Annotated in this window: 19 protein-coding genes; 5 read left to right on the plus strand and 14 right to left on the minus strand. The window is 70.3% G+C overall.

Annotated elements, in window-relative coordinates; all coding sequences use genetic code 11:
• Positions 1 to 20: 20 nt before the first annotated feature.
• Positions 21 to 1,019, plus strand: a complete 999-nt coding sequence (gene rsgA, locus LY13_RS19070) for a ribosome small subunit-dependent GTPase A (RefSeq protein ID WP_253829958.1) — start codon at positions 21 to 23, stop codon at positions 1,017 to 1,019.
• Between the two features lie 153 nt (positions 1,020 to 1,172).
• The gene (locus LY13_RS19075; RefSeq protein WP_253829959.1) at positions 1,173 to 2,015 is read left to right on the plus strand and encodes an SCO4651 family lipoprotein; all 843 of its coding nucleotides are present in this window, start codon (positions 1,173 to 1,175) and stop codon (positions 2,013 to 2,015) included.
• A gap of 175 nt (positions 2,016 to 2,190) precedes the next feature.
• Here LY13_RS19075 and pruA read toward each other — a convergent pair whose 3' ends face one another.
• The 3 genes from pruA to LY13_RS19090 form a co-directional block, all read right to left on the minus strand.
• A complete protein-coding gene (gene pruA / locus LY13_RS19080) occupies positions 2,191 to 3,819 on the minus strand; it encodes an L-glutamate gamma-semialdehyde dehydrogenase (RefSeq protein WP_253829977.1) in 1,629 nt (542 codons plus the stop codon).
• Between the two features lie 316 nt (positions 3,820 to 4,135).
• On the minus strand, positions 4,136 to 4,669 hold the full coding sequence (locus LY13_RS19085; RefSeq protein WP_253829978.1) for a DUF6912 family protein: 534 nt from the start codon (positions 4,667 to 4,669) through the stop codon (positions 4,136 to 4,138).
• On the minus strand, positions 4,666 to 6,078 hold the full coding sequence (locus tag LY13_RS19090) for a WS/DGAT/MGAT family O-acyltransferase (protein WP_253829960.1): 1,413 nt from the start codon (positions 6,076 to 6,078) through the stop codon (positions 4,666 to 4,668). Before LY13_RS19090 ends, LY13_RS19085 begins: the two co-directional genes overlap by 4 nt.
• 51 nt (positions 6,079 to 6,129) lie before the next feature.
• Here LY13_RS19090 and LY13_RS19095 point away from each other — a divergent pair, with 51 nt between their 5' ends.
• Positions 6,130 to 6,921 carry a TrmH family RNA methyltransferase gene (locus LY13_RS19095; RefSeq protein ID WP_253829961.1) on the plus strand — a complete coding sequence of 264 codons (792 nt, stop codon included), beginning with the start codon at positions 6,130 to 6,132 and terminating at the stop codon, positions 6,919 to 6,921.
• 29 nt (positions 6,922 to 6,950) lie between these two features.
• Here the strand turns inward: LY13_RS19095 and LY13_RS19100 are convergent, their stop codons facing one another.
• Positions 6,951 to 7,406 (minus strand): HAD-IA family hydrolase, encoded by a 456-nt coding sequence (locus LY13_RS19100; RefSeq protein WP_253829962.1) that lies wholly within the window; start codon positions 7,404 to 7,406, stop codon positions 6,951 to 6,953.
• A gap of 174 nt (positions 7,407 to 7,580) precedes the next feature.
• Here LY13_RS19100 and LY13_RS19105 point away from each other — a divergent pair, with 174 nt between their 5' ends.
• The gene (locus LY13_RS19105) at positions 7,581 to 8,066 is read left to right on the plus strand and encodes an Rv3235 family protein (RefSeq protein ID WP_253829963.1); all 486 of its coding nucleotides are present in this window, start codon (positions 7,581 to 7,583) and stop codon (positions 8,064 to 8,066) included.
• Positions 8,067 to 8,261: 195 nt separating this feature from the next.
• Here the strand turns inward: LY13_RS19105 and secA are convergent, their stop codons facing one another.
• From secA to mtrA, 6 genes are all read right to left on the minus strand, one after another.
• The gene (gene secA, locus LY13_RS19110; RefSeq protein ID WP_253829964.1) at positions 8,262 to 11,141 is read right to left on the minus strand and encodes a preprotein translocase subunit SecA; all 2,880 of its coding nucleotides are present in this window, start codon (positions 11,139 to 11,141) and stop codon (positions 8,262 to 8,264) included.
• A gap of 330 nt (positions 11,142 to 11,471) precedes the next feature.
• On the minus strand, positions 11,472 to 12,203 hold the full coding sequence (hpf, locus tag LY13_RS19115) for a ribosome hibernation-promoting factor, HPF/YfiA family (protein WP_253829979.1): 732 nt from the start codon (positions 12,201 to 12,203) through the stop codon (positions 11,472 to 11,474).
• A gap of 492 nt (positions 12,204 to 12,695) precedes the next feature.
• Positions 12,696 to 13,385: a ComF family protein gene (locus tag LY13_RS19120; protein ID WP_372493860.1), complete on the minus strand. Its 690-nt coding sequence runs from the start codon at positions 13,383 to 13,385 to the stop codon at positions 12,696 to 12,698.
• Positions 13,386 to 13,438: 53 nt separating this feature from the next.
• On the minus strand, positions 13,439 to 15,433 hold the full coding sequence (locus tag LY13_RS19125; protein ID WP_372493859.1) for an LpqB family beta-propeller domain-containing protein: 1,995 nt from the start codon (positions 15,431 to 15,433) through the stop codon (positions 13,439 to 13,441).
• The gene (locus tag LY13_RS19130; protein WP_253829966.1) at positions 15,430 to 17,229 is read right to left on the minus strand and encodes an ATP-binding protein; all 1,800 of its coding nucleotides are present in this window, start codon (positions 17,227 to 17,229) and stop codon (positions 15,430 to 15,432) included. The genes LY13_RS19125 and LY13_RS19130 overlap by 4 nt, the downstream gene beginning before the upstream one ends.
• A 7-nt stretch (positions 17,230 to 17,236) precedes the next feature.
• Positions 17,237 to 17,914 carry an MtrAB system response regulator MtrA gene (gene mtrA / locus LY13_RS19135; protein ID WP_301299354.1) on the minus strand — a complete coding sequence of 226 codons (678 nt, stop codon included), beginning with the start codon at positions 17,912 to 17,914 and terminating at the stop codon, positions 17,237 to 17,239.
• Positions 17,915 to 18,270: 356 nt separating this feature from the next.
• Here mtrA and LY13_RS19140 point away from each other — a divergent pair, with 356 nt between their 5' ends.
• Entirely contained in the window at positions 18,271 to 19,017 is a 747-nt protein-coding gene (locus LY13_RS19140; RefSeq protein ID WP_253829981.1) for an IclR family transcriptional regulator, read from the plus strand.
• A gap of 77 nt (positions 19,018 to 19,094) precedes the next feature.
• Here the strand turns inward: LY13_RS19140 and LY13_RS19145 are convergent, their stop codons facing one another.
• From LY13_RS19145 to tkt, 4 genes are all read right to left on the minus strand, one after another.
• Positions 19,095 to 20,477, minus strand: coding sequence for an ATP-dependent 6-phosphofructokinase (locus LY13_RS19145; RefSeq protein WP_253829968.1), 1,383 nt, complete (start codon positions 20,475 to 20,477; stop codon positions 19,095 to 19,097).
• Between the two features lie 70 nt (positions 20,478 to 20,547).
• Positions 20,548 to 21,528 carry a class II fructose-bisphosphatase gene (gene glpX, locus LY13_RS19150; RefSeq protein WP_253829969.1) on the minus strand — a complete coding sequence of 327 codons (981 nt, stop codon included), beginning with the start codon at positions 21,526 to 21,528 and terminating at the stop codon, positions 20,548 to 20,550.
• A 146-nt stretch (positions 21,529 to 21,674) separates the two neighbouring features.
• Positions 21,675 to 22,250, minus strand: a complete 576-nt coding sequence (gene hxlB / locus LY13_RS19155; protein ID WP_301299369.1) for a 6-phospho-3-hexuloisomerase — start codon at positions 22,248 to 22,250, stop codon at positions 21,675 to 21,677.
• Positions 22,251 to 22,485: 235 nt separating this feature from the next.
• A complete protein-coding gene (tkt, locus tag LY13_RS19160; RefSeq protein WP_253829971.1) occupies positions 22,486 to 24,618 on the minus strand; it encodes a transketolase in 2,133 nt (710 codons plus the stop codon).
• Positions 24,619 to 24,926: the final 308 nt, after the last annotated feature.

Genomic DNA, 24,926 nt, shown 5'->3' on the forward strand with positions numbered 1-24,926 from the left:
CGGCAGGAAGGTGGACGCCCGTGGCCCGCGGCGACTGGCGCAGGTTCGACGAGAGCGACGTGCGCGTGCGCCCCGGCAAGAGCACCCGGCCGCGCAGCAAACGCCGCCCCACCCACGCCGACGCCGTTCCCGCGATGGTCACGTCGGTCGACCGCGGACGCTGGCGGTGCGCCGTCGAGTCCGACCCCGACCGTGCCGTCACCGCCATGCGCGCCCGCGAACTGGGCAGGACTCCGATCGTCGTCGGCGACCGGGTGCACCTCGTCGGCGACGTCAGCGGCAAACCCGACACCCTCGCACGGATCGTGCGTGTCGAGGAGCGTTCCAGCGTGCTCCGGCGCACCGCCGACGACACCGATCCGTACGAGCGCGTCGTCGTCGCCAACGCCGAACAGTTGCTCATCGTGACGGCCCTCGCCGACCCGCCACCGCGCACCGGGTTCATCGACCGCTGCCTCGTCGCCTGCTACACGGGCGGGCTCGAACCGGTGCTGTGCCTGACGAAGGCCGACCTCGCCGACCCGGACGAGCTGCTGGCCGAGTACGCCGACCTGGCCGTGCCTGCCGTCGTGGCGAGCCACGACCGCGACCTCGGCGAACTCGTCGACCGGCTGACGGGCCGGGTGTCGGCCCTCGTCGGGCACTCGGGAGTCGGCAAGTCGACGCTCGTCAACCGCCTCGTCCCGGAGGCGGACCTCGCGACCGCGGAGGTCAGCGCGGTCGGCAAGGGGCGGCACACGTCGGTGAGCGCGATCGCGTTCCCGCTGCCCGGCGACGACGGCGGCTGGGTCGTCGACACGCCGGGAGTCCGGTCGTTCGGGCTCGCGCACGTCACGGCCGACGACATCGTGGGCGCGTTCGACGGGTTCGCCGAAGCCGCCGAGGAATGCCCTTCGGGCTGCGGACACCTCGGCCCGCCCGCCGACCCGGACTGTGCCCTGGACGACCTCGATGCCGCGGGCGCCCGGTTGGCGTCACTCCGGCGGCTGTTGGCGTCGCGCGCGGGGCTCGACCCATGACACCCCGCCACGCGCCCGTCACCGGACGTGACGTTTCCTCCCCGTAAGCCACCGCGAACCGTGGCGCAGACCACGGAACCGCTACCGTTGCCGGAACATCGAAGGGGAAACGCAGGGCAGCAACGCCCGCATCGACGATTTTGGGGACCTCACATGCGCAAGACCACACTGGTGGCGGGGGCCGCAGCCCTCGTGCTCACGCTGTCCGCCTGTGGCGGGGGAGACGACAGCGCCGCGGGCGGCGGCTCGGGCGACGGCAGCGGTGGTAACGGCGCCGCTGCCGGCAGCCTGTTCAAGGACGCGGGCGCGCTGGCCGACGCCGCGTCGCAGAGCACGTCCGCGAAGAAGAGCGCCAAGTTCGACATGACCATGGCGTTCGCCGGGCAGGAGATGACGGCCACGGGCGAGGGCGAGTTCGGCGACGAGCCCAAGATCTCCATGAAGATGTCGATGCCGGGCGGGGGTCAGCAGTTCGAGACCCGCATGATCGGGCAGACCGTCTACGTGAACATGGGCGGCAGCTGGATGAAGTCCAGCATGGACGAGCTCGGCCAGGGCGGCATGCAGAGCGCCGAGATGAACGACCCGACCAAGCTGCTCGAGTTCGCGCAGAAGGCCGGCGAGATCACCGACAGCGAGGAGACCACGCTGAACGGTGAGCCCACCACGCACTACACCATCGACCTCGACTTCCAGAAGCTCGCCGAGGAGGCCGGTCAGCTCACCGGCGCCGACGCGAAGATGTTCGAGGGCATCGACGCCGCGGTGCCGATGGAGGTCTGGCTGAACAGCGACGAGCTGCCGGTCAAGCTGACGATGGACATGAGCGAGATGATGAAGCAGGCCGCGGAGAAGGCGGGCGGCGCGGCCTCGCAGATGGCCCAGGGCGGCATGACCATGGAGATGACCTACAGCGACTGGGGCACTCCGGTGACGGTCGAGGAGCCGCCGGCCGACCAGGTCCAGGAGATGCCGGCAGGCAGCCTGCCGAACTGACGCACGCCCTCTGAGCTGCGGCATCCTCTGAGCTGCGGCATCCGACGAGCCCCTGGCTCCCGCCTTCACGCGGGGGCCAGGGGCTTTCGTCTGCGCGCGACCTGCCGACCCCCGCGCAGGCCGGCGTACCGGGCGCAGAACACGCCGTGCCGAGTGCGGGACACCCGGCCGGGGTTCAGCCCATGTGCGGGTAACCGATCGACGTGGGCGCGTCGAACGTCTCCTTGACCGAACGCGGGCTGACCCACCGGACCAGGTTGAACAGCGACCCGGCCTTGTCGTTCGTGCCCGAGGCACGGCTGCCGCCGAACGGCTGCTGCCCGACGATCGACCCCGTGGGCTTGTCGTTGACGTAGAAGTTGCCCGCGGCGTGGCGCAGCGCGCGGTGCGCCTGGCCGATCGCCGCGCGGTCGTCGGCGAACACCGCGCCCGTCAGACCGTAGGCGGCCGTCGTGTCGCACAGTTCGAGGACCCGCTCGTACTCGGCGTCGTCGTAGACGTACACGGCGACGATCGGGCCGAAATACTCGGTCGACATCACCGGGTGCCGGGGATCGGTCGTGACCAGCACGGTCGGATCGACGAAATAGCCCACCGAATCGTCGCAGCCACCGCCGGCGAGCACCTCGAGCGCGGGGTCGCCGTCCACACTCGACAACAGCTCCCGGTGCTTGGCGAACGCCCGCGCGTCGATGACGGCGCCACCGAAGTTCGACAGGTCGGCCACGTCGCCATAGGTGACGCTGCGGGTCAGGTCGGCGACGCGGTCCCGCAGCCCGCCTTCCCACAGCGAACGTGGCAGGTAGGCCCGCGACGCCGCGGAGCACTTCTGCCCCTGGTACTCGAACGCACCGCGCACGAGCGCCGCCGCGACCTTGTCGGAGTCCGCGCTCGGGTGGGCGACGACGAAGTCCTTGCCCCCGGTCTCGCCGACGATCCGCGGGTAGCAGCCGTAGTTGTCGAGGTTGTCGCCGATCGCGCGCCACAGCTTCTTGAACGTCGCCGTCGACCCGGTGAAGTGCAGGCCCGCGAACCCCGGATCCCCCAGTGCCACCTCGCTGACGGCCTGTCCGTCCCCGGTGACCAGGTTGATCACGCCCGGCGGCAGTCCTGCGTCCTCGAAGGCCCGCACCGTGTAGTGCGCCGCCAGCTGCTGCGTCGGCGTCGGCTTCCACACGACAGTGTTGCCCATGAGAGCGGGCGCGCTCGGCAAGTTCCCCGCGATCGCGGTGAAGTTGAACGGCGTGATCGCGGTGACGAAGCCGTCCAACGGCCGGTACTCCATGCGGTTCCACACCCCGCGCACCGAGTTCGGCTGCTCGGCGAGGATGCGCCGGGCGTAGTGGACGTTGAACCGCAGGAAGTCGATCAGTTCGCACGCCGCGTCGATCTCGGCCTGCTGGATCGACTTCGACTGCCCGAGCATGGTCGCGGCGTTGATCGTGGCGCGGTACGGGCCTGCCAGCAGGTCGGCGGCGCGGAGGAAGACGGCGGCGCGCTCGTCGAAGGGCAGCTCACTCCACTCGCGGGCGGCGCCCTTCGACGCCGTGACGGCGTCGGCGACGTCGTCGCGGGTCGCCTGCGCGCTCACGCCGAGTACGTGGGCGTGGTCGTGCGGCTGGACGACATCGAACCGGTCGCCGCCAGCCATCCGGCGCTTCCCGCCGATCGTCTGGGTGAGTTCGGCCTTCTCCCCTGCGAGTTCGGCCAGCCTGCGCTGCAGGTCGTCCCGCTCGGTACTGCCGGGTGCATACGTGTACACGGGTTCGTTGGCCGGTACCGGCACCGATGTCACGGCGTCCATGGTGGTCATGACGCTCTCCTCTGCTGCCTTGTGGGCGGGTTCACATCTCCGGTGCCGATTCTGCCGCCGCACCGGGCCGTGAGGGGAGAACCACCGCGACATCCGTTCCGGTGCCGACGGAGCCCGCCGGCGGGCCCGGTCGACGGCCGATCCGTCACTCACCGCACCGGAGCTCACCCGCAGGCCGCCACACGGCCCCCGGATTCGCAACACGGTCCCCCGGATTCGCAACACGGTCCCCGCAACCCGCAACACGAGCCCCGCAGGCCGCAACACGGGCCCCGGGATCCGCAACACGGCGGGTGCCCGCCCACTGTCACAGCAGGTCGAGGAAGAACGGCACCTCCTGCGGCGCGTACCAGGCGAGCTCGTGGTCCTCGGCCTCACCCAGGACGAAGTCGGCGTCCAGGTCGCCCAGGTCGGCCCTGTCGATCGCGTCGGCGGCGGCGACGACGGCCTGCTCCGCCTCGACGGCGTCGACGTGTACCGCGGCGACGTCGTCCATCGTCACCGGCCCTGCGACCCGCACCACGGCGCTGTCCAGGTCGGGCCGCTCGGTGACCTCGGAGTCCTCGACGTCGGCGGCGATCACCACGCGGCGCGGCGGCTCCTTCTCGTCGATCCCCGCGCCCGAGTCCTGTTCCGCGTCCTCGTGCGAGGCCAGCAACCGCAGCGACGCCCGTGCGGCGTCCAGCAGCGCCGCGTACTCGAGCTCCTCGGTCGACCCGCTGACGTACGCCTCGCGCAGCGCCGGGGTCAACGAGAACGCCGTCCCGCGTATGGGGGTCAGCTGTCCTTCGGAGACGAGATGCCGCAGCATGCCGATCGTCGCGGGCACGTACACCCTCACCATTTGTTACCCCTCAGCTCTTCCAGCGACTCCTCGATCATGTCGGCGAGGACGTCGACGTCGTGCATGGCCTTCCGGTCACCGTTCAGTCCGAAGTAGACGTCACCCTGGTAGGAGGTGACGCCCACCGCGAGCGATTGATCACGCCCGAGTGGCAGCACCGGGTAGATCGCCGACAACCGTCCCGGGCCCGAGTAGAGCGGTTCCTGCGGACCCGGCGTGTTGGCGATGAGCACGTTGAACCCGCGCCGCGGCACCGAACCGGCGACGCGTGCGGCGAGCGCGTTCATCGTCGCGGGTGCGAATCCTCCCATCCGCACCATCGTCCGCGCGGTCACCGGCCGGTCCGAACCGAACTGTTCGGCCATCTCGTGGGCGACGTGCTGCAGCCGCAGCATCGGGTCGGGCTCGCCGACCGGGAGGTCTATCAGGTACGGCACCAACCTGCTGGTGGTCAGTTCCGCGGGCGAGAACTCGGCGTCCTCGTGCTGCACCGCCGTGGGCACGAGCGCCCGCACCGACGCCGTGGACTGCACATGGTGCCCGCGCGACTCCAACCACTTCCGGAGCGCACCGGTCAGGACCGTGAAGACGACGTCGTTGACCGTGCAATCGCGGGCGGAGCGGATGCGTTTGAAGGCGTCCAGCTCGGTGCGCACACCCGCGAACACCCGGCCGCCCGAGACCTTCGAGTTGAGTCTGCGCGCGGGTGCGGTGCGGGCGGGACCCGTGACCGACCGCGCGGCCGCGGCCAGCGCACCGGCCCCCTGCGCGGTGCGCCCGACGCTCGACACGACGTCCCGTGCCAGGAACCGCACGTTCTCGACCAGCTCCCCGGGCCGCGAGGCCGCATCGGTGACCGCGTCGGCGACCAGCCGGGGGCACCCCGGGAGCCGACGCGGCGTCCACTCGGTCTCGGCCTGCGTGCGATCGGCCACGCCCTCGTCGAGCAGGATCTGGGCGAGGTCGACGGTGCGCGCCCCGTCGACGAGCACCTGGTGCGCCTTCGTCACCAGCGCGACGCGGTCGCCTTCGAGTCCCTCGATGTAGTACGCCTCCCACAACGGCCGTTCCCGGTCGAGCGGGCGCTGCATCAGGCGGGCGACCAGGTCGAACAGCTGGTGATCGGTACCCGGCGCGGGCAGCGCCGAGCGGCGCACGTGGTAGCCGAGGTCGAAGTCGACGTCGTCGGCCCACACCGGCGGCGCCAGGTGACCCGGGACGGGCAGCAACCGTTTGCGGTACCGCGGGAGGTAGTCGAGTCGCTGCCCGATGACCCGCATCGCGGTGTCGAAGTCGAGACCACCGCTGCGCCGCTCGAACACGGCCACGCTGCCGACGTGCATCGGCGTCGAGGGCTGCTCGCCGTACAGCAGGGCGGCGTCCAGCGCGGGGAGACGGTCGGGCATGCCCCGATCCTGGCACAGAAGGCCCACCCGGCACGTGGAACACTCACGGGCGTGACCGACCCGAACGCCGTTTCCCCGAAGGACCGGTTCCTCACCGTCTACGGCCGCAAGCCCGTCCTCGAAGCGCTCGCCGACCCGGAGCTCGAGGTCGACAAGGTGATTCTCGCCGACACGGCGCGCGGGGCGGGCGCCTCGGAGATCCAGCGGGCCGCCACCGACGCGGGCGTGACCGTGCAGCGCGCGAGTGCGCACCGGGTGAAGGTCCTCGCGGGCAACGGCAAGCAGGACCAGGGCGTACTGGCGGACGTCGTGGCCCCACGGATGCGGCCACTCGCGCAGGCACTCGCCGACCGGACCCCGCCCGCTCCCCTGCTGGTGCTCGACGGCATCACGACGCCCGCGAACGTGGGCATGATCCTGCGGACCGCCACCGCGGCCGGGCTGGGCGGCATCGTCGTCCCGCGGAAGGGTGTCGCGGCGCTCGACCCACTCGTCGTCAAGGCCTCGGCGGGGGTGGCGTTCCGCGCGCCCGTGCTGCGCAGCGCGACCGCGCTCGACGCCGCGGAGCAGCTCACCGACGCCGGCTTCGCCGTGTACGCGCTCGGTTCCACGGATGCGACGTCGACCGGAACGGGGCAGGCGCAGTCGCTCTTCGACGCCGATCCGCCCGCGCGGTCCGCGTTCGTGCTGGGGGGCGAGACCGACGGCGTCGACCCCGACGTCGCGGGGTACGTGGCGAGCTGGCTGTCGATCCCCATGCCCGGGGACGTCGAGTCGCTGAACGTGTCGGCGGCCGCCGCCGTGCTCTGTTTCGACCTGGTGCGCCGGGGCCACGCGGGCTGAGCGGAGCCCGTAGCCGGCCGACGACCCACTCAGAACGGCACGCCGGACGGCGATTCCGGGGGCAGGTCGACTCCCAGCCCGGGGAACAACGCCGACAGTTCGGTGATCGTCCCCGGAACGGTGTCGTGCCGGACGCCGACCATGCCGACCCCGACCGCGCCCCACACGTTCCCCGGCGCGTCGTCGACGAACACGCACTCCTCCGGCGGCAGACCAAGCCTCTCGGCGGTGAGCAGGAAGATCTCGGGTTCGGGTTTCATCACGCCGACCTCGCCGGAGAACACGAGTTCGTCGAACCGTCCGTGCAGCCTGCGCCGGACGGACCCGCCGCCGGCCGCGTTGGACAGCAGTGCGGTCCGCACGCCGTGCTCGCGCGCGGTGTCCACGAATTCGAGCAGGTTCTCCCCGCCGCTGTCGGTGAGCACGCCCGCGTAGTCGAGCACCAGCCCGTTCGGCGTGCGGCCGCCGTTGCCTTGTCCGCTCACGTCGCCGAGCCTAACCCGGAGGGGCCCTAGCCGATCGCAGCGACATTCGCGGACATTTTCTTCACATCCATCAAAACGGGCGTCTTCGGAATCCGCGAACGCGGCACGAACCTCTATTCATTAGCGGGCCGTGACGGGTCCGCAGGAATTGCGAAGAATTACTCGGAGGGGGATATGAGTACGACTACTCAGACCGACAGGCCACGCATTCAGCCGCTCGACGACTACGAACCACATCGGACCGCAGCGACGGACCACGGGGGCTCTCGTTCACTGCCCGACGCCGGCATTGCGGCGCTGTTGAGCGGAATTCCGGATCAGCGCACGGGGCGCAGACCGCGCAGGGACCTGTCGAAGAAACAGGTGGAACGCATACTCGGCGCGCTGCTGGAAGTCCACAGCGGACTGCGGGCGGTCACGCAGTTGGCTCCGTGGCTGTCGCCGGAATTAGCCACCCGAATGCGGGACGACACACCGCAGCACCGGCCGAGATACCGGCTGCAGTCCGCACATCTGTGCCGGACGTCCGACGATTCCCTGGAGGTGGCCGCGACCACGTACGCGCGGTCGCGGACGCTCGCGGTGACGGCACGTTTCGAACGCCGCGCCGGGCAATGGCGGTGCACGCAGTTCGCGGTCCTCGACCCGCGGACGGCCTGACGCGCCGACACCGGCGGAGCCCCGGGGACGCCCGCCGAGACACGAGCGGGGCCTGCCGGGAAACCGTTTCCCGGCAGGCCCCGCTCGAGGCGAACGCCTTCGATCCGTGACGACGTCACGTCCGGTAGGCCGCGCCCGCGCACCGCCGCGGGTTCCACCGCCTGCGCCGCGACGCAGGCCGACCAGGACCTGTGCTCACTTCTTGGCGGACTTCTTGTTCTTCTTGGCTTCCTGCCGTGCGGCGGCCCGACGTTCGCGGCGGCTACCGCCCGCCGCGGTGTTCTTCTCCTTCGCCGCCTCGGTGCCGCGTGCCTCGACTCCGCCGTCCTCGGACGGTCCCGAGTAGGTCAGCGCCTGCGGAGCCGCCCCGTCGAGGCCCTTGCCCTGGAGAGCCGCGGGTGCCGCCGGTTCGGCCGTGGGCTGCGGCGGAGCCGGTTTGGCGTGCCTGCCGGACCGGGAACCGCCGCCCTGCTGCGCGGCACCGCCCTGACTCGAGCCACCCTGGTTCGAGCCGCCCTGGTTCGCGGCGACGCCGGAGACCGGGGCCTCGGCCGCCGCGGGCGCCTCGGCCTGCGGCTGCTGCGCCTCCACCTGGAGGTTGAACAGGAAGCCGACCGTCTCCTCCTTGAGGGACTCGAGCATGCCGGAGAACATGTCGTAGCCCTCGCGCTGGTATTCGATGAGCGGATCGCGCTGCGCCATCGCGCGCAGGCCGATGCCCTCCTTGAGGTAGTCCATCTCGTAGAGGTGCTCGCGCCACTTGCGGTCCAACACCGACAGCACGACGCGCCGCTCGAGCTCGCGCATCGCGCCCTCGCCGACGGTCGTCTCGAGTTCGGCCTCGCGCGCTTCGTAGGCGGCCGTGGCGTCCTCGAGGAGCAGTTCCTGCAGCCGTTCCGGGCTGAGGTCCTCGTCGTCCTCGACCAGCTGCTCCCAGTCGAGCGACACCGGGTACAGGGTCTTGAGCGCGGTCCACAGCTGTTCGAAGTCCCAGTCCTCGGCGTAACCCTCGGAGGTGGCGCTCTTGACATACTCGGCGACGACGTCGCGGAGCATGTTCTGCACCTGGTCGCGCAGGTCCTCGCCCTCCAGCACGCGACGACGCTCGGCGTAGATCACCTTGCGTTGCTGGTTCAGCACCTCGTCGTACTTGAGAACGTTCTTGCGGATCTCCATGTTCTGCTGCTCGACCTGCGTCTGAGCACTCTTGATGGCCTTGGTGACCATCTTGTGCTCGATCGGCACGTCGTCCGGCAGGTTGAGCCGGGTCATGACGTTCTCGACCATGGAGGCGTTGAACCGCCGCATGAGCTCGTCGCCCAGCGAGAGGTAGAACCGCGACAGGCCCGGGTCACCCTGACGCCCGGAACGACCACGCAGCTGGTTGTCGATCCGCCGCGACTCGTGCCGCTCGGTACCCAGGACGTACAGGCCGCCCGCCTCGCGCACGGTGTCCGCCTCGGCCTTGACCTCCGCGGTGACCTCTTCGAGCACCTTCGGCCACGCGGCCTCGTACTCCTCGGAGTGCTCCACCGGGTCGAGACCGCGTTCGCGGAGGGTCTCGTCGGCGATGATGTCCGGGTTGCCGCCCAGCACGATGTCGGTACCGCGGCCGGCCATGTTCGTCGCGACCGTGACCGCGCCGCGCTGCCCCGCCTTCGCGATGATGAGAGCCTCGCGGTGGTGCTGCTTCGCGTTGAGCACCTCGTGCGGCACGTTCAACTTGAGCAGCAGTTTCGACAGGTGCTCGGACTTCTCGACGCTCGTCGTGCCGACCAGCACCGGCTGGCCCTTCTCGTGCCGCTCGGCGATGTCCTCGGCGACCGCCTCGAACTTGGCCTGCTCGGACTTGTAGATCAGGTCCGACTCGTCGGCACGGATCATCGGCCGGTTCGTCGGGATCTGCACGACGCCGAGCTTGTAGGTCTGGTGGAACTCCGCCGCCTCGGTCTCGGCGGTACCGGTCATGCCGGAGAGCTTCTCGTAGAGGCGGAAGTAGTTCTGCAGCGTGATCGAGGCGAGCGTCTGGTTCTCGGCCTTGATCTCGACGCCTTCCTTGGCCTCGATCGCCTGGTGCATACCCTCGTTGAAGCGCCTGCCCGCAAGGACACGGCCGGTGAACTCGTCCACGATGATGACCTCACCGCTGCGGACGATGTACTCCTTGTCCTTGTTGTAGAGCTCCTTGGCCTTCAGGGCGTTGTTGAGGAACCCGACCAGCGGCGTGTTGGCCGCCTCGTAGAGGTTGTCGATGCCGAGCTGGTCCTCGACGAACTCGACACCCGCCTCGGTGACACCGACCGCGCGCTTGCGCTCGTCGACCTCGTAGTGGACGTCCTTCTGCATCAGCGGCGCCATGCGCGCGAATTCGACGTACCAGCGCGAGGACTGGTCGGCGGGCCCGGAGATGATCAGCGGCGTCCGCGCCTCGTCGATCAGGATCGAGTCGACCTCGTCGACGATGGCGAAGTTGTGCCCGCGCTGTACGCAGTCGTCGAGGCTCCACGCCATGTTGTCGCGCAGGTAGTCGAAGCCGAACTCGTTGTTCGTCCCGTACGTGACGTCGCAGTCGTAGGCCTCCTTGCGCTGCGACGGCGGCATGTCGGCGACGATCGACCCCACGGTCACGCCGAGGAAGCGGTGCACCCGGCCCATCCACTCGGCGTCACGTTTCGCCAGGTAGTCGTTGGTCGTGACGATGTGGACGCCCTTGCCGGAGATGGCGTTGAGGTAGACGGCCATGACCGACGTCAGCGTCTTGCCCTCACCGGTCTTCATCTCGGCGACCTGGCCGAGGTGCAGCGCGGCACCGCCCATGAGCTGGACGTCGTAGGGCCGCTGGCCCAGCACCCGGTGGGCGCCCTCGCGCGCCACGGCGAACGCCTCCGGCAGCAGGTCGTCGAGCGACTCGCCATCCTCCTGGTGCCGCTTGCGGAACTCGTCCGTCTTGGCGGCCAGCTCGGCGTCGGAGAGGCCTGTGACGTCGTCTTCGAGGGTGTTGATGTGCTGAGCGATACGGCTGAGCCGCTTCACCATCTTGCCCTCGCCCGCACGGAGCAGGCGGTTCAGAAGCATCCGGGTCGACCTCGCTAGTTGGTTCGGTTTCTCGTGCGCCACCCCGGCCCGCGCCTGGGCAGCCGAGTCCGCCACGCAGCGGCCGGCGCTTCGCACACACCCGCGACCACGCAGCACTGCCCATCGTAGGGAATGCGCAGGCCCGTGCGCACACGGCTCGGCGTGCGAGCACCCCGGGTGCGACGAAAGTCCCCTCCGGGTCTCACACGGGCCTCACAGCCGTCTCACGGGAGCTTCACGCGGCGGGCCCGAGAGGTCGGTCCGCACACGGCGGTGGCCCGCGCACACCTGGTGCACGCGGGCCACCGCGGGGCGCACGGGCCCGGCCGGTCAGACCAGCCGGATCACGCCGTAGTCGAATCCCTTCCTGCGGTAGACGACGCTCGGCTTGCCGGCGTCCGCATCGTTGAACAGGTAGAAGTCGTGCCCGACGAGTTCCATCTCCGAGAGGGCCTCGTCGACCGTCATCGGTGCCGACGAGTGCTGCTTCTCGCGCACGATGCGACCGGGTTCGTGGTCGTCACCCGCGTCACCGCGGTCGCCGACCGTCATGTCGTCGAAACCGTCGTCGAGCCGCTGGGACGGGAGCCTGATGGCGCCGTCCGCGCTGACGGTGTCCGCCGCCGACGACATGACCTGACCGTTCATGTCCCCGGTCTCCGTGGGGGCCTCCATGACCGCGGTCGCGGTACCGCCGGACCGACCGTCGGACCCTCCCGCGGTGGCCTCCGCGACGGATTCGGGAACGCGCCGTCCGTAATGCACCTTTCTGCGATCGTGCGCACGACGCATCCGGTTTTCGAGCTTACTCACCGCGGCATCGAGCGCTGCGTAGAAATCGCCCGCGCTCGCTTCCGCTCGCATGGCGGGCCCCTTGCCCCGGCCCGTGATTTCGACACGCTGGCAGTTCTTGGACTGGCGCCGATTGCGCTCGTGGAAAAGCTCCACCTCGTAGCGGATGACTTTGCGGTCGTATCGTTCGAGCCGATCCAGCTTCTCGCTCACGTGCTGCCGGTAGTGCTCCGGGACCTCCACGTTACGGCCCTTGACGACGATATCCATACGCGACCTCCCTCGCGGAAAGCGAGTCCATTGCGGCGAACACCGGCACCGGGGAGAGAAAACGATCATGCGCCATTCCTCGGGCGTGCTGATCAATTTCTGGGATTTCAGCTTTCCGCCGGCGCCAGGGACATTTACTGGCCACCTCCCTGCTGCCGGGAATTGCTGTTAGCGGTGCACATTAGCCCGGTTCCGGCTCGGAGAGAAGCCCCCGGTGCGGGGGACGTCGGACGGTGAACCGTGGTCACGTTCCGAAGCCGAGAACCGGCATGCAACCCCTCGCGGGGACTCGATCGGAGCAACATCGGGGTGAACGGAACCCGACCGCCGCAGAACCAGCGCGTGAGCGCCTGGCGGACGGTGACGGGCCGGTTGCTCATACCGGGACAACGAACAGCCGCCGGACGCGGTTCCGAGTCACCCGTTCGAGCGGGAGCCGTGCGGTGAGCGGTCGCCGCCGGTGTCGAGGGCGGCCGGTGTCGAGGGCCGCCGTCATGCTGCCGTCAGCGTGAGCGCGGAGAGTGGCTCGACCCCGGCGTTCCGCAGCGCGCCCCGGGCCGCGGCGAGGGTCGCCCCCGTGGTCACGACGTCGTCGAGCAGCACCACGGGCACTCCGGGTGGCGGCGCGCCCGCTGGTGCGATGCGGAGCCTGCCCGCGAGGTTCGCGCTGCGCTGTGCGCGGTCGAGGCCGACGGCGTCCCGCGCCCCCGCGTCGAGCCGCAGCGCGGGTGCCACGGCGGCGGGCCTGCCGGTCTCGCTCAGCGCCGCCGCGCACGCCCTGGCCAGCGCGAGCACGTGCGAACCGCCCCGGGCCCGGGCGGCGCTCGGGCGGGAGGGCACCGGGACCAGCCACCAGGTGCCCTCCGCGTCGGGCCTCGCCGCGGGCAACTGCGGCACGGCGGCGGCCAGCGCCCTTCCCAACGGGCGCGTCAGACCGCGCCTGCCGCGTTCCTTGTGCGCCACGACGAGCGTTCGGGCGACGTCGGCGTGACGTGCGAGAGCGTAGGTCGGCTCGGCAGGACCGGTCGCCGACGCCTGCCGCGGCTCGCCGAAGACCGCCAGACACGACCGGCAGCACGCCCGGCCGGGTGCGTCACAGCCCGCGCAGTGTTCCGGCAGCACCAGGTCCAGCAGTGCCGCGGCACGCGCGGCCGTTCCCTGTTTCGTCACGTACGGCAGCATGCCGCCCGGCCCCGACATTCTCCGGGCCCGCGATCGCCGCGGCCCGCCGGACGTCAGCCGGGGTAGAACGGCACGGCCGACGAGCCGCGCTGGTCGTGCGGGCGCCACACGTCGCCGAGATCGCTCGCCGTCCACAATCCCGTCGCGTCGGCCACCACCGTGGGCCTGCCCGGTGCCGCCGTGATGCCGCGCATGGGCGCGATGAGGTTCGAACTGTTGAACTGGTCGATCCGCAGCCCGTCGAGCGGCACGCGCACCACCGGACTCGCCTCCGACTGTGTGGCGACCGCCAGGGCGTCCTGCCCCGACCAGTCCAGCGCGACGGCGTCGTCGAGCTCATCACCCTGCAGCACACGCGGCGCACGCAGGGCGACCGAGGCGCGGCTCTCGTCGTCGCGCACCACCGCGGCGACGACGACCCTGCCGCCGATGACCATCGCCGCGCGCGTGCCGTCCCGCGACAACCGCAGGGCGTCGATGTCGCCGATCGGGTTGATCTCGGACGAGTTGACCGACTGGGTCACCCACCGGCCCTCGGCGTCGGTGACGACCTGCACCACGCGTTCCCCGCTTGCGACCGTCCACACCTCGCGCGACTGCTCGCTGCGCGAGGTCGCGGGCACCCACGTCGGCCGGGTCATGCTGCGGGCGTCCAGGTCGACGACCTGACCCTCCTCGCCGTACGGCCCGACCCGCAGCCGCACGCCCTGCTGCGCCCGTTCGACGACCGCCAACTGGTCGCCGCCCAGCGACTGGGCCGCGCTCCGCACGTTCCGTCCCGATCCGGCGGGCCCGGGGATCGGCTGGCCGTTGCCGAGCGACAGCACCCGGCCGTCGGCGACCATCAGTCCCGGCAGATCCGAGCTCGGCGTCGCCGCGGCCTGGTAGGACGGCAGTTCACCGGGCCGCCAGTCGCGGTGACCCTGCACCAGCGCGCTGCCGTTGGACAACAGGCGCACCCGGCTCGTCGTCACCGTCTGCAACGACCGCACGACCTGCGCCGCAATGAGTTCCTTGTCGTGAGCGCTCCGGTCGGCGACACCGGTGAGCGGCACGGCCAGCGCACCGTCGCGGGTCGTCGTCACGTTCGTCTCGAGCGAGGCGTTGTCGCCCATCGGGTTGCGCACCGCTCCGGTCAGTCCGTCGGACGGGCCCGCCAGCAGCAGGTCCACCACCCGGGCGGGCAGTCCCGACTGCGGGCTCGCCACGACGTAGCGCAGATCGGGCACCAGCACGTTCGACTCCGGCGCGAAGAAGTAGACCGGTACGCGGAAGTACGTCTCGTCGAAGTCCGACATCGTGACCAGCACACTCTGCGGCGGGTCGACGATGCGCCACTCGCCGTTCTCCTTGCGCAGGCGCACGTTCTGCTCGACGGCGTCGTCGGCGGGGATGAAGGAGCTGTCGGCCGCCAGCCTGCCGACGTGCCCGCCACGGACCGTGACGACGTGTTCGTCGGGAGCCTTCGACGCGGTCGCACCGTCCGAGGCCGCACCGTCCGGCGCCGTGCGCGGGGACCGTGTCGTCACCCCCGTCTCCGGCGCGGGCGTGGGTGTCTGCTCCGCGCCCGCGTCGTCACCGGGAGAGCCGGTCGGGATCTCCTCGCCGTTGCCGCGTTCGTCCCGGCGTTCGCCGGGCTCGGCGTCGCGACTGCTCGTGGCGGGCGTGCGGGGCCCGTCCGTATCGGCGAAGACGGTGCTGAACTCGTCCTCGATCACGGCGACCGCCTGGTCGGGCTGCCACTCCTTCCGTGCCCGCTGCGACAGATAGGCCCGGGAGGCCGCGTAGTCGCTGGCGGGCTCGGCGCTGGCCTCCACGAACTCCCGCACGACCGACAGCGGGTCCAGTCCCGGTGCGGGTTCGGGTACCGCCTCGGTCTGCTGTCCGCGCTGCTGCTGGGGCAGCGCCTCGGGCTGCGATTCGGAGGGAATCGCGGCACAGCCGCTCGCCACCAGGGCGGCCAGCCCCAGTGCGGCCCACGCGCGCATCCGACGCGGGCGCGCCGGGCCGCGCGAGTGCTGTGTCGTCACACCGTCTCCCGTCGTCACACCGTCTCCCCTGGCTGCGCGTCCGGCTGGGCGTCGCGGTCGCCCTGGGCACCTGCGGTCGGCTCTACGTCCTCGGGTGGCAGGGGCAGCGGGTTCGCCGCGTACGAACCGCCGACCTTGCGCGGAAGCGTGAGGCGGAAGCACGATCCGCGATCGGGCTCGCCCCACGCGTCGAGTGTGCCACCGTGCAGGCGCGCGTCCTCCTGGCTGATGGCCAGGCCCAGTCCCGTGCCGCCGGTCCGCCGGTTCCGCGACGGGTCGGCCCGCCAGAACCGGTTGAACACCAGCTCGGACTCGCCGGGGCGCAGGCCGATGCCCTGGTCGCGGATCGTGATCGCGACGGCTCCGGGCCATTCGTCCGCCGCGCCCGACGCTCCGCCGGGGACGGCACCGGGCGCGCCGTCGGCCGCAGGAAGGGTCACGGCCGCGTTCTCGCCTGCGGCGTCGCCGGCCGCCGGGGTTTCCGGCTCCGTGGCGGCGAGGCGCACCTGCACCGGCCTGCCCTCGCCGTGGTCGAGTGCGTTGGCCAGCAGGTTGCGCAGAATGCGTTCGATACGCCGGGCGTCGACCTCGGCCTCGACCGGACCGTCCGGCAGGTCGACATCCATGGCGCTGCCCATCGACTCCGCCAGCCCGCTCACCTGTTCCACCGCACGCTCGACGATCGGCCGGACGTCGGCGACCTCCGACGACAGCTCCTCGACCCCGGCGTCGAGCCGCGAGATCTCCAGCAGGTCGGCCAGCAGCTGTTCGAACCGGTCGAGCTCGTCGGTCAGCAGTTCGGTCGACCGCGCGAGCCCCGCGGGGAACTGCTCGCGCGAAGCGTGCAGCACGTCGGCGGCCATGCGGACCGTGGTCAGCGGCGTCCGCAGCTCGTGCGAGACGTCCGAGGTGAACCGCCGCTGCAGTTCGCCGAACTCCTCGAGCTGCCGGATCTGCCGCTGGATACTGGCCGCCATCTCGTTGTAGGCGACGGCCAGCTTCGCCAGGTCGTCCTCACCGACGACCTCGAGCCTGCGGTCCAGCTCGCCGTGCGCGAACTGCTCCGCCGCGCCCGCAGCCCGCCGCACGGGCTGGACCACCTGCCGCACGACGATGTTGGTGATGCCGGCCAGCAGCGCCAGCAGCGCGAAACTGCCCACGACCAGCGTGTTCTGCACCGTGGCGACCGTGTTCTGCTCCGAGGTGAGCGGGAACAGCAGGTAGACCTGCAACGGCCGGGTCGTCGTCGTGATGGGGGCGCCGATCGCGAGGTAGGTCGTGCCGCCGGCGGTGTGGAACTCCTTGGCGGGCGTGTTGTTCTCGACGAACCCGCGCAACCGGCCGGAGACCTTGTCGTACGGCCCCGCGGACACCGTGCGGCTCGCGGGGCGCTCCGGATCGCCCGCGGCGAGCACCGGCTCGAACGTGCCCGCGGCCGAACTGGCCGCATCCTGCGCCGCGACCGAACTGGTGGTGATCCGGTTGACCGCGTTCGTGAGCCGTTCGCGCAGGGCGTCGTCCTGACCCGCATCGCCGACGAGCTCGCTCTCGACCGTGCGCACCACCGCATCGAGCTGCGCGGTCGCGGCCTCCTCCTTGGTGGTCATGAGCCGGTCGGTGATCTGGTTCTGCAGCACCATGCCGAGCACGAACACGACCGCGGCCGACATCGCCAGCGTCGACACGGTGACGCGGAACTGCAGCGAATGGCGCCACAGCTCGCCGAACGCGGTGCTCTTCCGCCGCCCGAACGCCGCGACGCGGCGGGCCAGCCCCAGCAGCAGTCCGCCGAGGCCGCTCAGGCGATCTCTCATGAGCCGATTATGGTGGGCCCGCCTTGTAGCCCACACCGCGCACGGTCAGCACGACCTCGGGGTGTTCCGGATCGCGCTCCACCTTCGACCGCAGTCGTTGCACGTGGACGTTGACGAGCCGCGTGTCCGCCGCGTGCCGGTAGCCCCACACCTGCTCGAGCAGCACCTCGCGGGTGAACACCTGCCTCGGCTTGCGGGCCAGCGCCACGAGCAGGTCGAACTCCAGCGGAGTCAGCGAGATCGGCTCACCGTCGCGCGTCACCTGGTGGCCGGGAACATCGATGGCGAGGTCCCCGATGACCAGCGACTCGGCGGGCTCGCCGTCGTTGTGACGGAGCCGGGCGCGCACGCGGGCGACGAGTTCCTTCGGCTTGAACGGCTTGACGACGTAGTCGTCGGCGCCGGATTCGAGGCCCAGCACGATGTCGACCGTGTCGCTCTTGGCCGTGAGCATGACGACCGGGACACCCGATTCCGCCCGGATGGCCTTGCAGACGTCGATGCCGTTCAGCCCCGGCAGCATGAGGTCGAGCAGTACCAGGTCGGGCTTCATCTCGCGGAACGCCGACAGCGCACGGGAGCCGTCGGAGACCACCGCGGTCTCGAAGCCCTCCCCGCGCAGCACGATGGTCAGCATCTCCGCGAGAGCGGGGTCGTCGTCGACGACCAGCACACGTGCCTTCATGGCCCACATATTCGCACTGCACTCATCGCCGACTGCGGGAGACCCTGGTTCGGCGTGTCCGAGTCGGCCGATGACTGGTCCGAACGGAGTAACGGTATGAACCACGGAGGCGCCGGACGATTACTCACGCGAGCGGCTGCGCGACCGTGAACAAGGTGATAACTCACATCCGCCGCCGGAGGGGCGACTCTCCTCGACACAGGAGTTACTGTTGCGTTATGCGGAACTCCGACGCTGCCTCCCTCGCCGCCCGGAACTCCGACGACGTTCCGCAGGGCACCGCTGGTCCGGCCGGGACCGGCCTCACACCCGAGGACGTCCCGGAGCCGGCTCCGGCCGAGGAACCGAAGAGCCCGGTGCAGTCCGTCGACCGCGCGGTGAGCATCCTCGAGCACCTCGCCAAGGACGGCGAGGCGGGCATCACCGAGATCGCCGACGAACTGGGCGTGCACAAGTCCACCGCGTCGCGACTCGTGTCCGCGCTGGAGATGCGCAACCTCGTCGAGCAGGTCAGCGACCGCGGCAAGTACCAGATCGGGTTGGGGATCGTTCGGCTCGCCGGCGCCGCGACCGGCCGGATGGACCTGGCGAAGCTGGGCAACCAGACCTGCCAGGGCCTCGCCGACTCGCTCGGCGAGACGGTCAACATCGCGGTCGCCGACGGCGGCATCGCGATCAACATCAGCCAGGCGGTCGGGTCGGCCTCGATCACGGCGCAGAACTGGACGGGCAGGCGCACGCCGTTGCACGCCACGTCGAGCGGCAAGGTGCTGCTGGCGTACATGCCGCCCGCGCAGCGCCGCGACATGCTCCGCGACAGCCTCGAGGAGTACACGCCCCGCACGACGACCGCACCCGACGAGCTGACCGCCGAACTCAGCCGCATCGCCGACGACGGGTTCGCCGCGTGCTTCGAGGAGTTCGAGCTCGGACTGCACGCGGTGGCGGTGCCGATCTACGGCGACGGTGGTTCGGTCATCGCGGCGATGAGCGCCTCCGGCCCGTCGTACCGGCTGTCCCGGCAGCGCATCCGGCAGATCATCGGCCCGATGCGCGACGCGGCGATGGAGCTGTCGGCGCAGCTCGGCCACTTCCCGACCTGACACGTCCCACCGTCTGCGCCGGGGCACGCGGACAGGGCGCAGGCCACCGCCGACACGTGACCTGCGCCCGCCGGGGCTCAGCAGAAGCCCGAAGGGACCCGCTCGCCCTCCCGCTGTGGGCCGAACTCCGCCGGCTGACACGTGGTCTCCAGCACCGACATCCACAGGTCGCCGTCGGGGTCGACCTGGTTCCGGCGGCTGGTCATCAACGACAACGGCACGTGCACGAACCGCCGTCGCCACCGCGCGACCGCGACCTCCGTCCGGCCCGCCATGGCGGCGTGTGCCGCGGCGTGGGCCAGCCGCAGGCAGTAGACACTGTCGTAGGCGTTCGCGACGACGCTGCGGATGGCGTAGCTCGGGTCGATGTACCGCATCGTGGGCGCCAGCCCGACGGCGGTCAGGTGGTCGGTGATGCGCTCCTTCAGCAGATCGTCGATCTTGCCGAGCTTGACGTTCCCGGACGCGTCGGTCGCCTTGCCGTTCCGGTGCGACAGGTCGGGCTCCTCGAGCAGATCCTGTCCCGCCCCTTCGGCGAGCACGATGACGACGTAGCCCTTCTTGCGCACGTGCTGTTCGACGTAGGCCAGCAACCCGTCGGGCCCGTCGAGCGCGAACGGGATCTCCGGGATCAGGACGATGTCGGCACCGTTGGCCGCCAGGGCGGCGTAGGCGGCGATGAACCCGGAATGGCGGCCCATCAGTTTCACGAGTCCCACACCGTTCGGGCTGGCCGATGCCTCGACCGACACCGACGAGATGAAGTCCATCGCGCTGGCGAACGCGCTCTGGAACCCGAACGACTGATCGGTGAAGGGCAGGTCGTTGTCGATCGTCTTCGGCACACCGATGACGGCGATGTCGAGCCCGCGTGCCTCGATCGCCTTGGTGAGGCACGTCGCGGCCCGCATCCCGCCGTCACCGCCGATGACGAACAGGACGTCGACGCCGTGCTCGACGAGGCTGTCGACCATTTCGTCGGGGTCCTGGTTGCCGCGCGAACTGCCCAGGATCGTGCCGCCCGCGTTGTGGATGTCGCGCACGTGATCGGGCGTCAGCTCGACCGTGTCGTCGCGGTACTCGGACGTCAGGCCACGCAGGCCGTTCCGGAACCCGAGAATCCGCTTCACCTTGTAGTGCACGGCGAGTTCCTGCACGAGCCCGCGGATGACGTTGTTGAGCCCTGGGCACAGTCCACCGCACGTGAGGATTCCTGCGGTCACCGAGGACGGGTCGAAGTAGATCTTCTTGCGGGGGCCCGCGCCTTCGAAACTCGGTACCTGCTCGGGAGGAAGGTCGTGCCCGGCCAACATGGACACGGTGTCCTCGAGCAGGACCCGATCACCCTCCGCGACGTAGTGCGGGGAGGTCTGTTTCGTCGTGAGCATCTCGGAGAGCGGCGAATCGTAACGACACTCGCCGAGTTGCCGAACGCGGAGGTCGTCCAGATACAGCGTCACCGGAGCTCCCTGGTCGTAATCGAATGTGGCGTCCACGTCACGGCGGGTTCGGCAGCGGAACCGATGCGATCTACCCCGCCGCCTCGTCGAACGTCGTGTGTGCAACGCGGCGGATCTGGTTCCGCGAGATCAGCAGCGACTCGGCGGTCGTCCCACCCTCGAACGTCTGTGGCCGCCCGAGAAGGTTGCCACCGCTGACGCCCGTGGCGACGAAGAAGGCGTCGCCCGCCACGAGCTCGTCGCAGCTGTAGATGCGGTCGAGCGACATGCCCGCCGCGCGGATGGCGTCCGCCTCCTCGTCGCGCTGGGGAGCCAGCCGACCCAGCATGCCTCCGCCCAGGGCGCCGACCGCCGCGGCCGTCATGACCCCTTCGGGAGTGCCGCCGACGCCGAGGAGCAGGTCGACGTCGAGCGTCGGCAGGAGCACCGCCAGGCTCCCCCCGACGTCACCGCCCGCCGGCGTCTGAACCGACGCACCGGCCTGCACCACGCGCTCGATGAGCTTCTTGTGCCGCGGCTTGTCCATGATCATGACACGGAGGTCGTCGACCTGTTTGCCGAGGGCCTTGGCGACCTTGACCAGAGTCTGTTCGGGCGGGTCGTCGAGGTCGATGCTGTGTTTCGCCTCCGGAGGCACCACGATCTTGTCCATGTAGAACCCGGGCCCCGGCGACCACAGGGTCCCGCGCTCCCCGAAGGCGATGGTCGCCAGCGCTCCCGGAAGGTCCTTCGCGCAGAACGACGTTCCTTCGAGCGGATCGACGGCGATGTCGAACTCGGGGCCGGACCCGCCTCCCACGACCTCGCCGTTGAACAGCATCGGGGCGTCGTCCTTCTCACCCTCCCCGATCACGACCGTCCCTCGCCCGGGTGCGCCGGCCAGCGCCTCCCGCATGGCCCTGGTGGCCGCGGCGTCGGCCGCGTCCTGGTCGTAGCGGCCGACCCACTCGTAGCTGGCGACCGCGGCGCTCCGGGTCGCTTCGAGTGCCACGGCCTCCAGCGCATGGATATCGCCACGATTCACCGGTGCGCTCTCGTTCCGAGACGGCATCTTGGTCTCCTGTTCGGTGCGGGTGGAATCAGCACAGCGAGAGCGGCAACTCTCGCGATCGACCGAGCACGCGGACCCGCCGAACGGGCCGCGCGCGCCTGTTTTCGAAAAATCGATGAATCGTGGCGATACCGGCGCTCACGCGCTCACTCGAGATTCGCGTGGAGGCGCCACAGTTCACGCGCCTGCGTGCCGCTGGTCTTCCACAGCGCGTGGAACAGCGCGTCGGTGATCAGCAGGACCGACTGCTCGAACAGGCTGCCCGCGTACTGGACGGAGGCATTCCCGTCGAAGTCCTGCTTGTCCGCCGCAGGCACCACGAGCACCTCGGTCGCGGCCCTGGCGAGCGCCGATTCGGGGGCCGTGGTCAGCGCGACCACCTCGGCGCCCTGCTCACGGGCGGTCTCCGCCGCGCGAACCACGCGCTTCGTCGACCCGGAACCCGACGCCGCGACGAGCACGTCGCTCGGGCCGATGGCCGGGGCGGTCGTCTCGCCGACGACGTGCGTGGCCAGACCGAGGTGCATGAACCGCATCGCGGCCATCTGCAGGGCCAGTCCGCTCCGTCCGGTCCCGATGGTGAACACCGCGGGCGCCTCGAGCAGCAGGGCGCCCGCACGAATCCACGCCGCGGACTGCACCGCGCCGCTCACCCTGTCCACCTCACCGACGACAGCGCGTGTCGCGTCCGAGAAAAGAGCGTCATCAAGCTTCTTCGGCATCGACTTCGTCAACGGAATTTCCCTCCACTTTCGGAACCGGACGACATTCACCGGGAACTTGCCCGATATGGATTACGAACCACCGGCAAGAACCGTCGACCGGACGGCCAAGAAAGCCACAACAATGGTCTGCCACCGACTCGACGGGCGGCAAGGTTCACGGCATTTACAGCCATTATCGCCTGATTTGGATAACGAATACTGCCCGCGAGTCCCGCGACGGTCCCCGCCGGCCTCAGCTCGAACGCACCGACCGCAGGCTGCGGCGCGCCGCCTCGACCACGGCGTGGGCGGTGATGCCGAACTCGCGGAACAGCGTCGTGAAGTCGGCGGATGCGCCGAAGTGTTCCAACGAGACGATCTCGCCCGCGTCCCCGGCGAAACGGTGCCACGGCTGCGCGATTCCGGCCTCGACGACCACCCTGGCACGCACCGAGGGCGGCAGGACCTGCTCCCGGTACGACCGGTCCTGGCGGTCGAACCACTCCACACACGGCATCGACACGACGCGCGTGGGCACGCCGTCGGACTCGAGTACGTCCCTGGCCTCGACAGCCAGCTGCACCTCCGAGCCGGTGCCGACGAGCACGACCTCGGGACTGCCGGAGGACGCCTCGGCCAGCACGTAACCGCCGCGGGCGACCCCCTCGGCCGACGTGCCGTCGAGGGTCGGCACGTTCTGCCTGGTCAGCGCCAGTCCTGCCGGGCCGCCGGTGTCCTCGAGCACGGCCTTCCACGCGTGCGCGGTCTCGTTCGCGTCGGCCGGCCGCACCATCGACAGGCCGGGGATGGCCCGCAGCGACGCCAGCTGTTCGACGGGCTGGTGGGTCGGGCCGTCCTCACCGAGGCCGATCGAGTCGTGCGTCCACACGTAGACGACCGGAAGCCGCATGAGCGCGGCCAGCCGGACCGCGGGACGCATGTAGTCGCTGAAGATCAGGAACGTGCCGCCGTACGGCCGGGTCCCGCCGTGCAGTGCGATGCCGTTGAGAATCGAACCCATCGCGTGCTCGCGGATGCCGAAGTGCAGTGTGCGCCCGTACGGCTGTGCCTTCCACTCGTTGGTGGAGATCTCGGCGGGACCGAAGGAGTCCGCACCCTTGATCGTGGTGTTGTTGCTCTCGGCCAGGTCCGCCGAACCGCCCCACAGCTCCGGCAGCACGTCGCCGAGCTTCGCGAGCACCGCGGCCGACGCCTTGCGCGTGGCGACCCCCTTCTCGTCGGGCTCCCACACCGGAAGCTCGTCGGCCCACCCGGCGGGCAGCTCGCGCGAGCCGAGGCGGTCCAGCAGGGCCTTGCGCTCGGGATTGCTCCGCGCCCAGGCGTCGAATTCGAGCTGCCACTTCTCGTGGTCGGCCTTGGCGCGCGCCGCCACCTCGCGGCTGTGACGCAGGACGTCGTCGTCGACCTGAAAGGTCCGTTCCGGGTCGAACCCGACCGTGCGCTTCAGGCCCGCCAGCTCCTCGCCGCCGAGCGCCGCACCGTGCGCCTTGCCGGAGTTCATCTTGGTCGGCGCCGGATAACCGATCACGGTGCGCAGCACGATCAGCGTCGGCCGGGACGTCTCACGCTTGGCCTGTTCGACCGCGTCCAGGAATCCCGCGACGTCCTCACCGCCGTGCACCGTGAGGACCTGCCAGCCGTAGGACTCGTAACGCTTGGCCGTGTCCTCGGACAGCGCGATGTGCGTGTCGTCCTCGATCGAGATCTCGTTGCTGTCGTAGATCACCGTGAGGTTGCCCAGCTGCTGGGTTCCGGCCAACGACGACGCCTCGGAGGTGACACCCTCCTCGATGTCGCCGTCGGAGGCGATCACGTAGATCTGGTGGTCGAACACGCTCGTGCCCTGCTCGGCGTCGGGATCGAACAGGCCGCGCTCACGGCGGGAGGCCATGGCCATGCCGACGGCGTTGGCCAGTCCCTGACCGAGCGGACCGGTGGTGGTCTCCACGCCCGTGGTGTGCCCGTACTCGGGGTGCCCAGGGGTGAGCGAGTCCCACGTGCGCAGTGCCTTCAGGTCGTCGAGCTCGAGACCGTAGCCGGAGAGGAACAGCTGAATGTACAGCGTGAGGCTCGAATGCCCGGCCGACAGTACGAACCGGTCCCTGCCGATCCAGTTCGCGTCATCGGGATCGTGCCGCATGACCCGCTGGAACAGCGCGTACGCGACGGGTGCGAGGCTCATCGCCGTGCCGGGGTGCCCGCTCCCGCACTGTTCGACCGCGTCCGCCGCCAGCACCCGAGCCGTATCCACCGCGCGCTGGTCCAGCTCGGTCCAGTCGTCGGGGATCCGCTTGGTGGTCAAGCGAACAACCTCGTCAGCTGATTGGGTCACCCGGTGGTCCGAGACCGACTCGTTTGCTGCCATCGAAACGCACTCCTGTTGATTTCGGTTTTTCTTGACGTCCACGGAAGCGGGCAGCAGGTGTGGACTCCGCCACGCGACCGTTTCCGAAAATCTCGTCCCACCGATCGAACGGAAGCGAGCGGTTCTCGCGACATCGGCGGATCAGTTCCACGGCCCGATCGCCACGAGACTTCCGGCGACGAAGCACGCTCACCGGAAGGTCGGGGCCTCGGGCTGTCGTGGGGGTGTGCTGTGGGCACACGCGGCCTGAAACGTGTCAGGCGGTGGCGCGCTTGCGGAGTTCGCGGGCGGCCACACCCGGGTCCGGG

The sequence above is a fragment of the Prauserella aidingensis genome, assembly GCF_024171865.1.
Lineage (GTDB): Bacteria > Actinomycetota > Actinomycetes > Mycobacteriales > Pseudonocardiaceae > Prauserella > Prauserella aidingensis.

Excerpts from the sequence above, each read along its gene's own strand:
- pruA (WP_253829977.1), bottom strand. The coding sequence starts at position 3,819 with ATGGACGCCGTGACATCGGTGCCGGTACCGGCCAACGAACCCGTGTAC.
- LY13_RS19120 (WP_372493860.1), bottom strand. The coding sequence starts at position 13,385 with ATGCTGCCGTACGTGACGAAACAGGGAACGGCCGCGCGTGCCGCGGCA.
- glpX (WP_253829969.1), bottom strand. The coding sequence starts at position 21,528 with ATGCCGTCTCGGAACGAGAGCGCACCGGTGAATCGTGGCGATATCCAT.
- LY13_RS19075 (WP_253829959.1), top strand. The coding sequence starts at position 1,173 with ATGCGCAAGACCACACTGGTGGCGGGGGCCGCAGCCCTCGTGCTCACG.
- secA (WP_253829964.1), bottom strand. The coding sequence starts at position 11,141 with ATGCTTCTGAACCGCCTGCTCCGTGCGGGCGAGGGCAAGATGGTGAAG.
- LY13_RS19090 (WP_253829960.1), bottom strand. The coding sequence starts at position 6,078 with ATGCCCGACCGTCTCCCCGCGCTGGACGCCGCCCTGCTGTACGGCGAG.
- LY13_RS19130 (WP_253829966.1), bottom strand. The coding sequence starts at position 17,229 with ATGAGAGATCGCCTGAGCGGCCTCGGCGGACTGCTGCTGGGGCTGGCC.
- LY13_RS19105 (WP_253829963.1), top strand. The coding sequence starts at position 7,581 with ATGAGTACGACTACTCAGACCGACAGGCCACGCATTCAGCCGCTCGAC.
- hxlB (WP_301299369.1), bottom strand. The coding sequence starts at position 22,250 with ATGCCGAAGAAGCTTGATGACGCTCTTTTCTCGGACGCGACACGCGCT.
- tkt (WP_253829971.1), bottom strand. The coding sequence starts at position 24,618 with ATGGCAGCAAACGAGTCGGTCTCGGACCACCGGGTGACCCAATCAGCT.
- hpf (WP_253829979.1), bottom strand. The coding sequence starts at position 12,203 with ATGGATATCGTCGTCAAGGGCCGTAACGTGGAGGTCCCGGAGCACTAC.
- mtrA (WP_301299354.1), bottom strand. The coding sequence starts at position 17,914 with ATGAAGGCACGTGTGCTGGTCGTCGACGACGACCCCGCTCTCGCGGAG.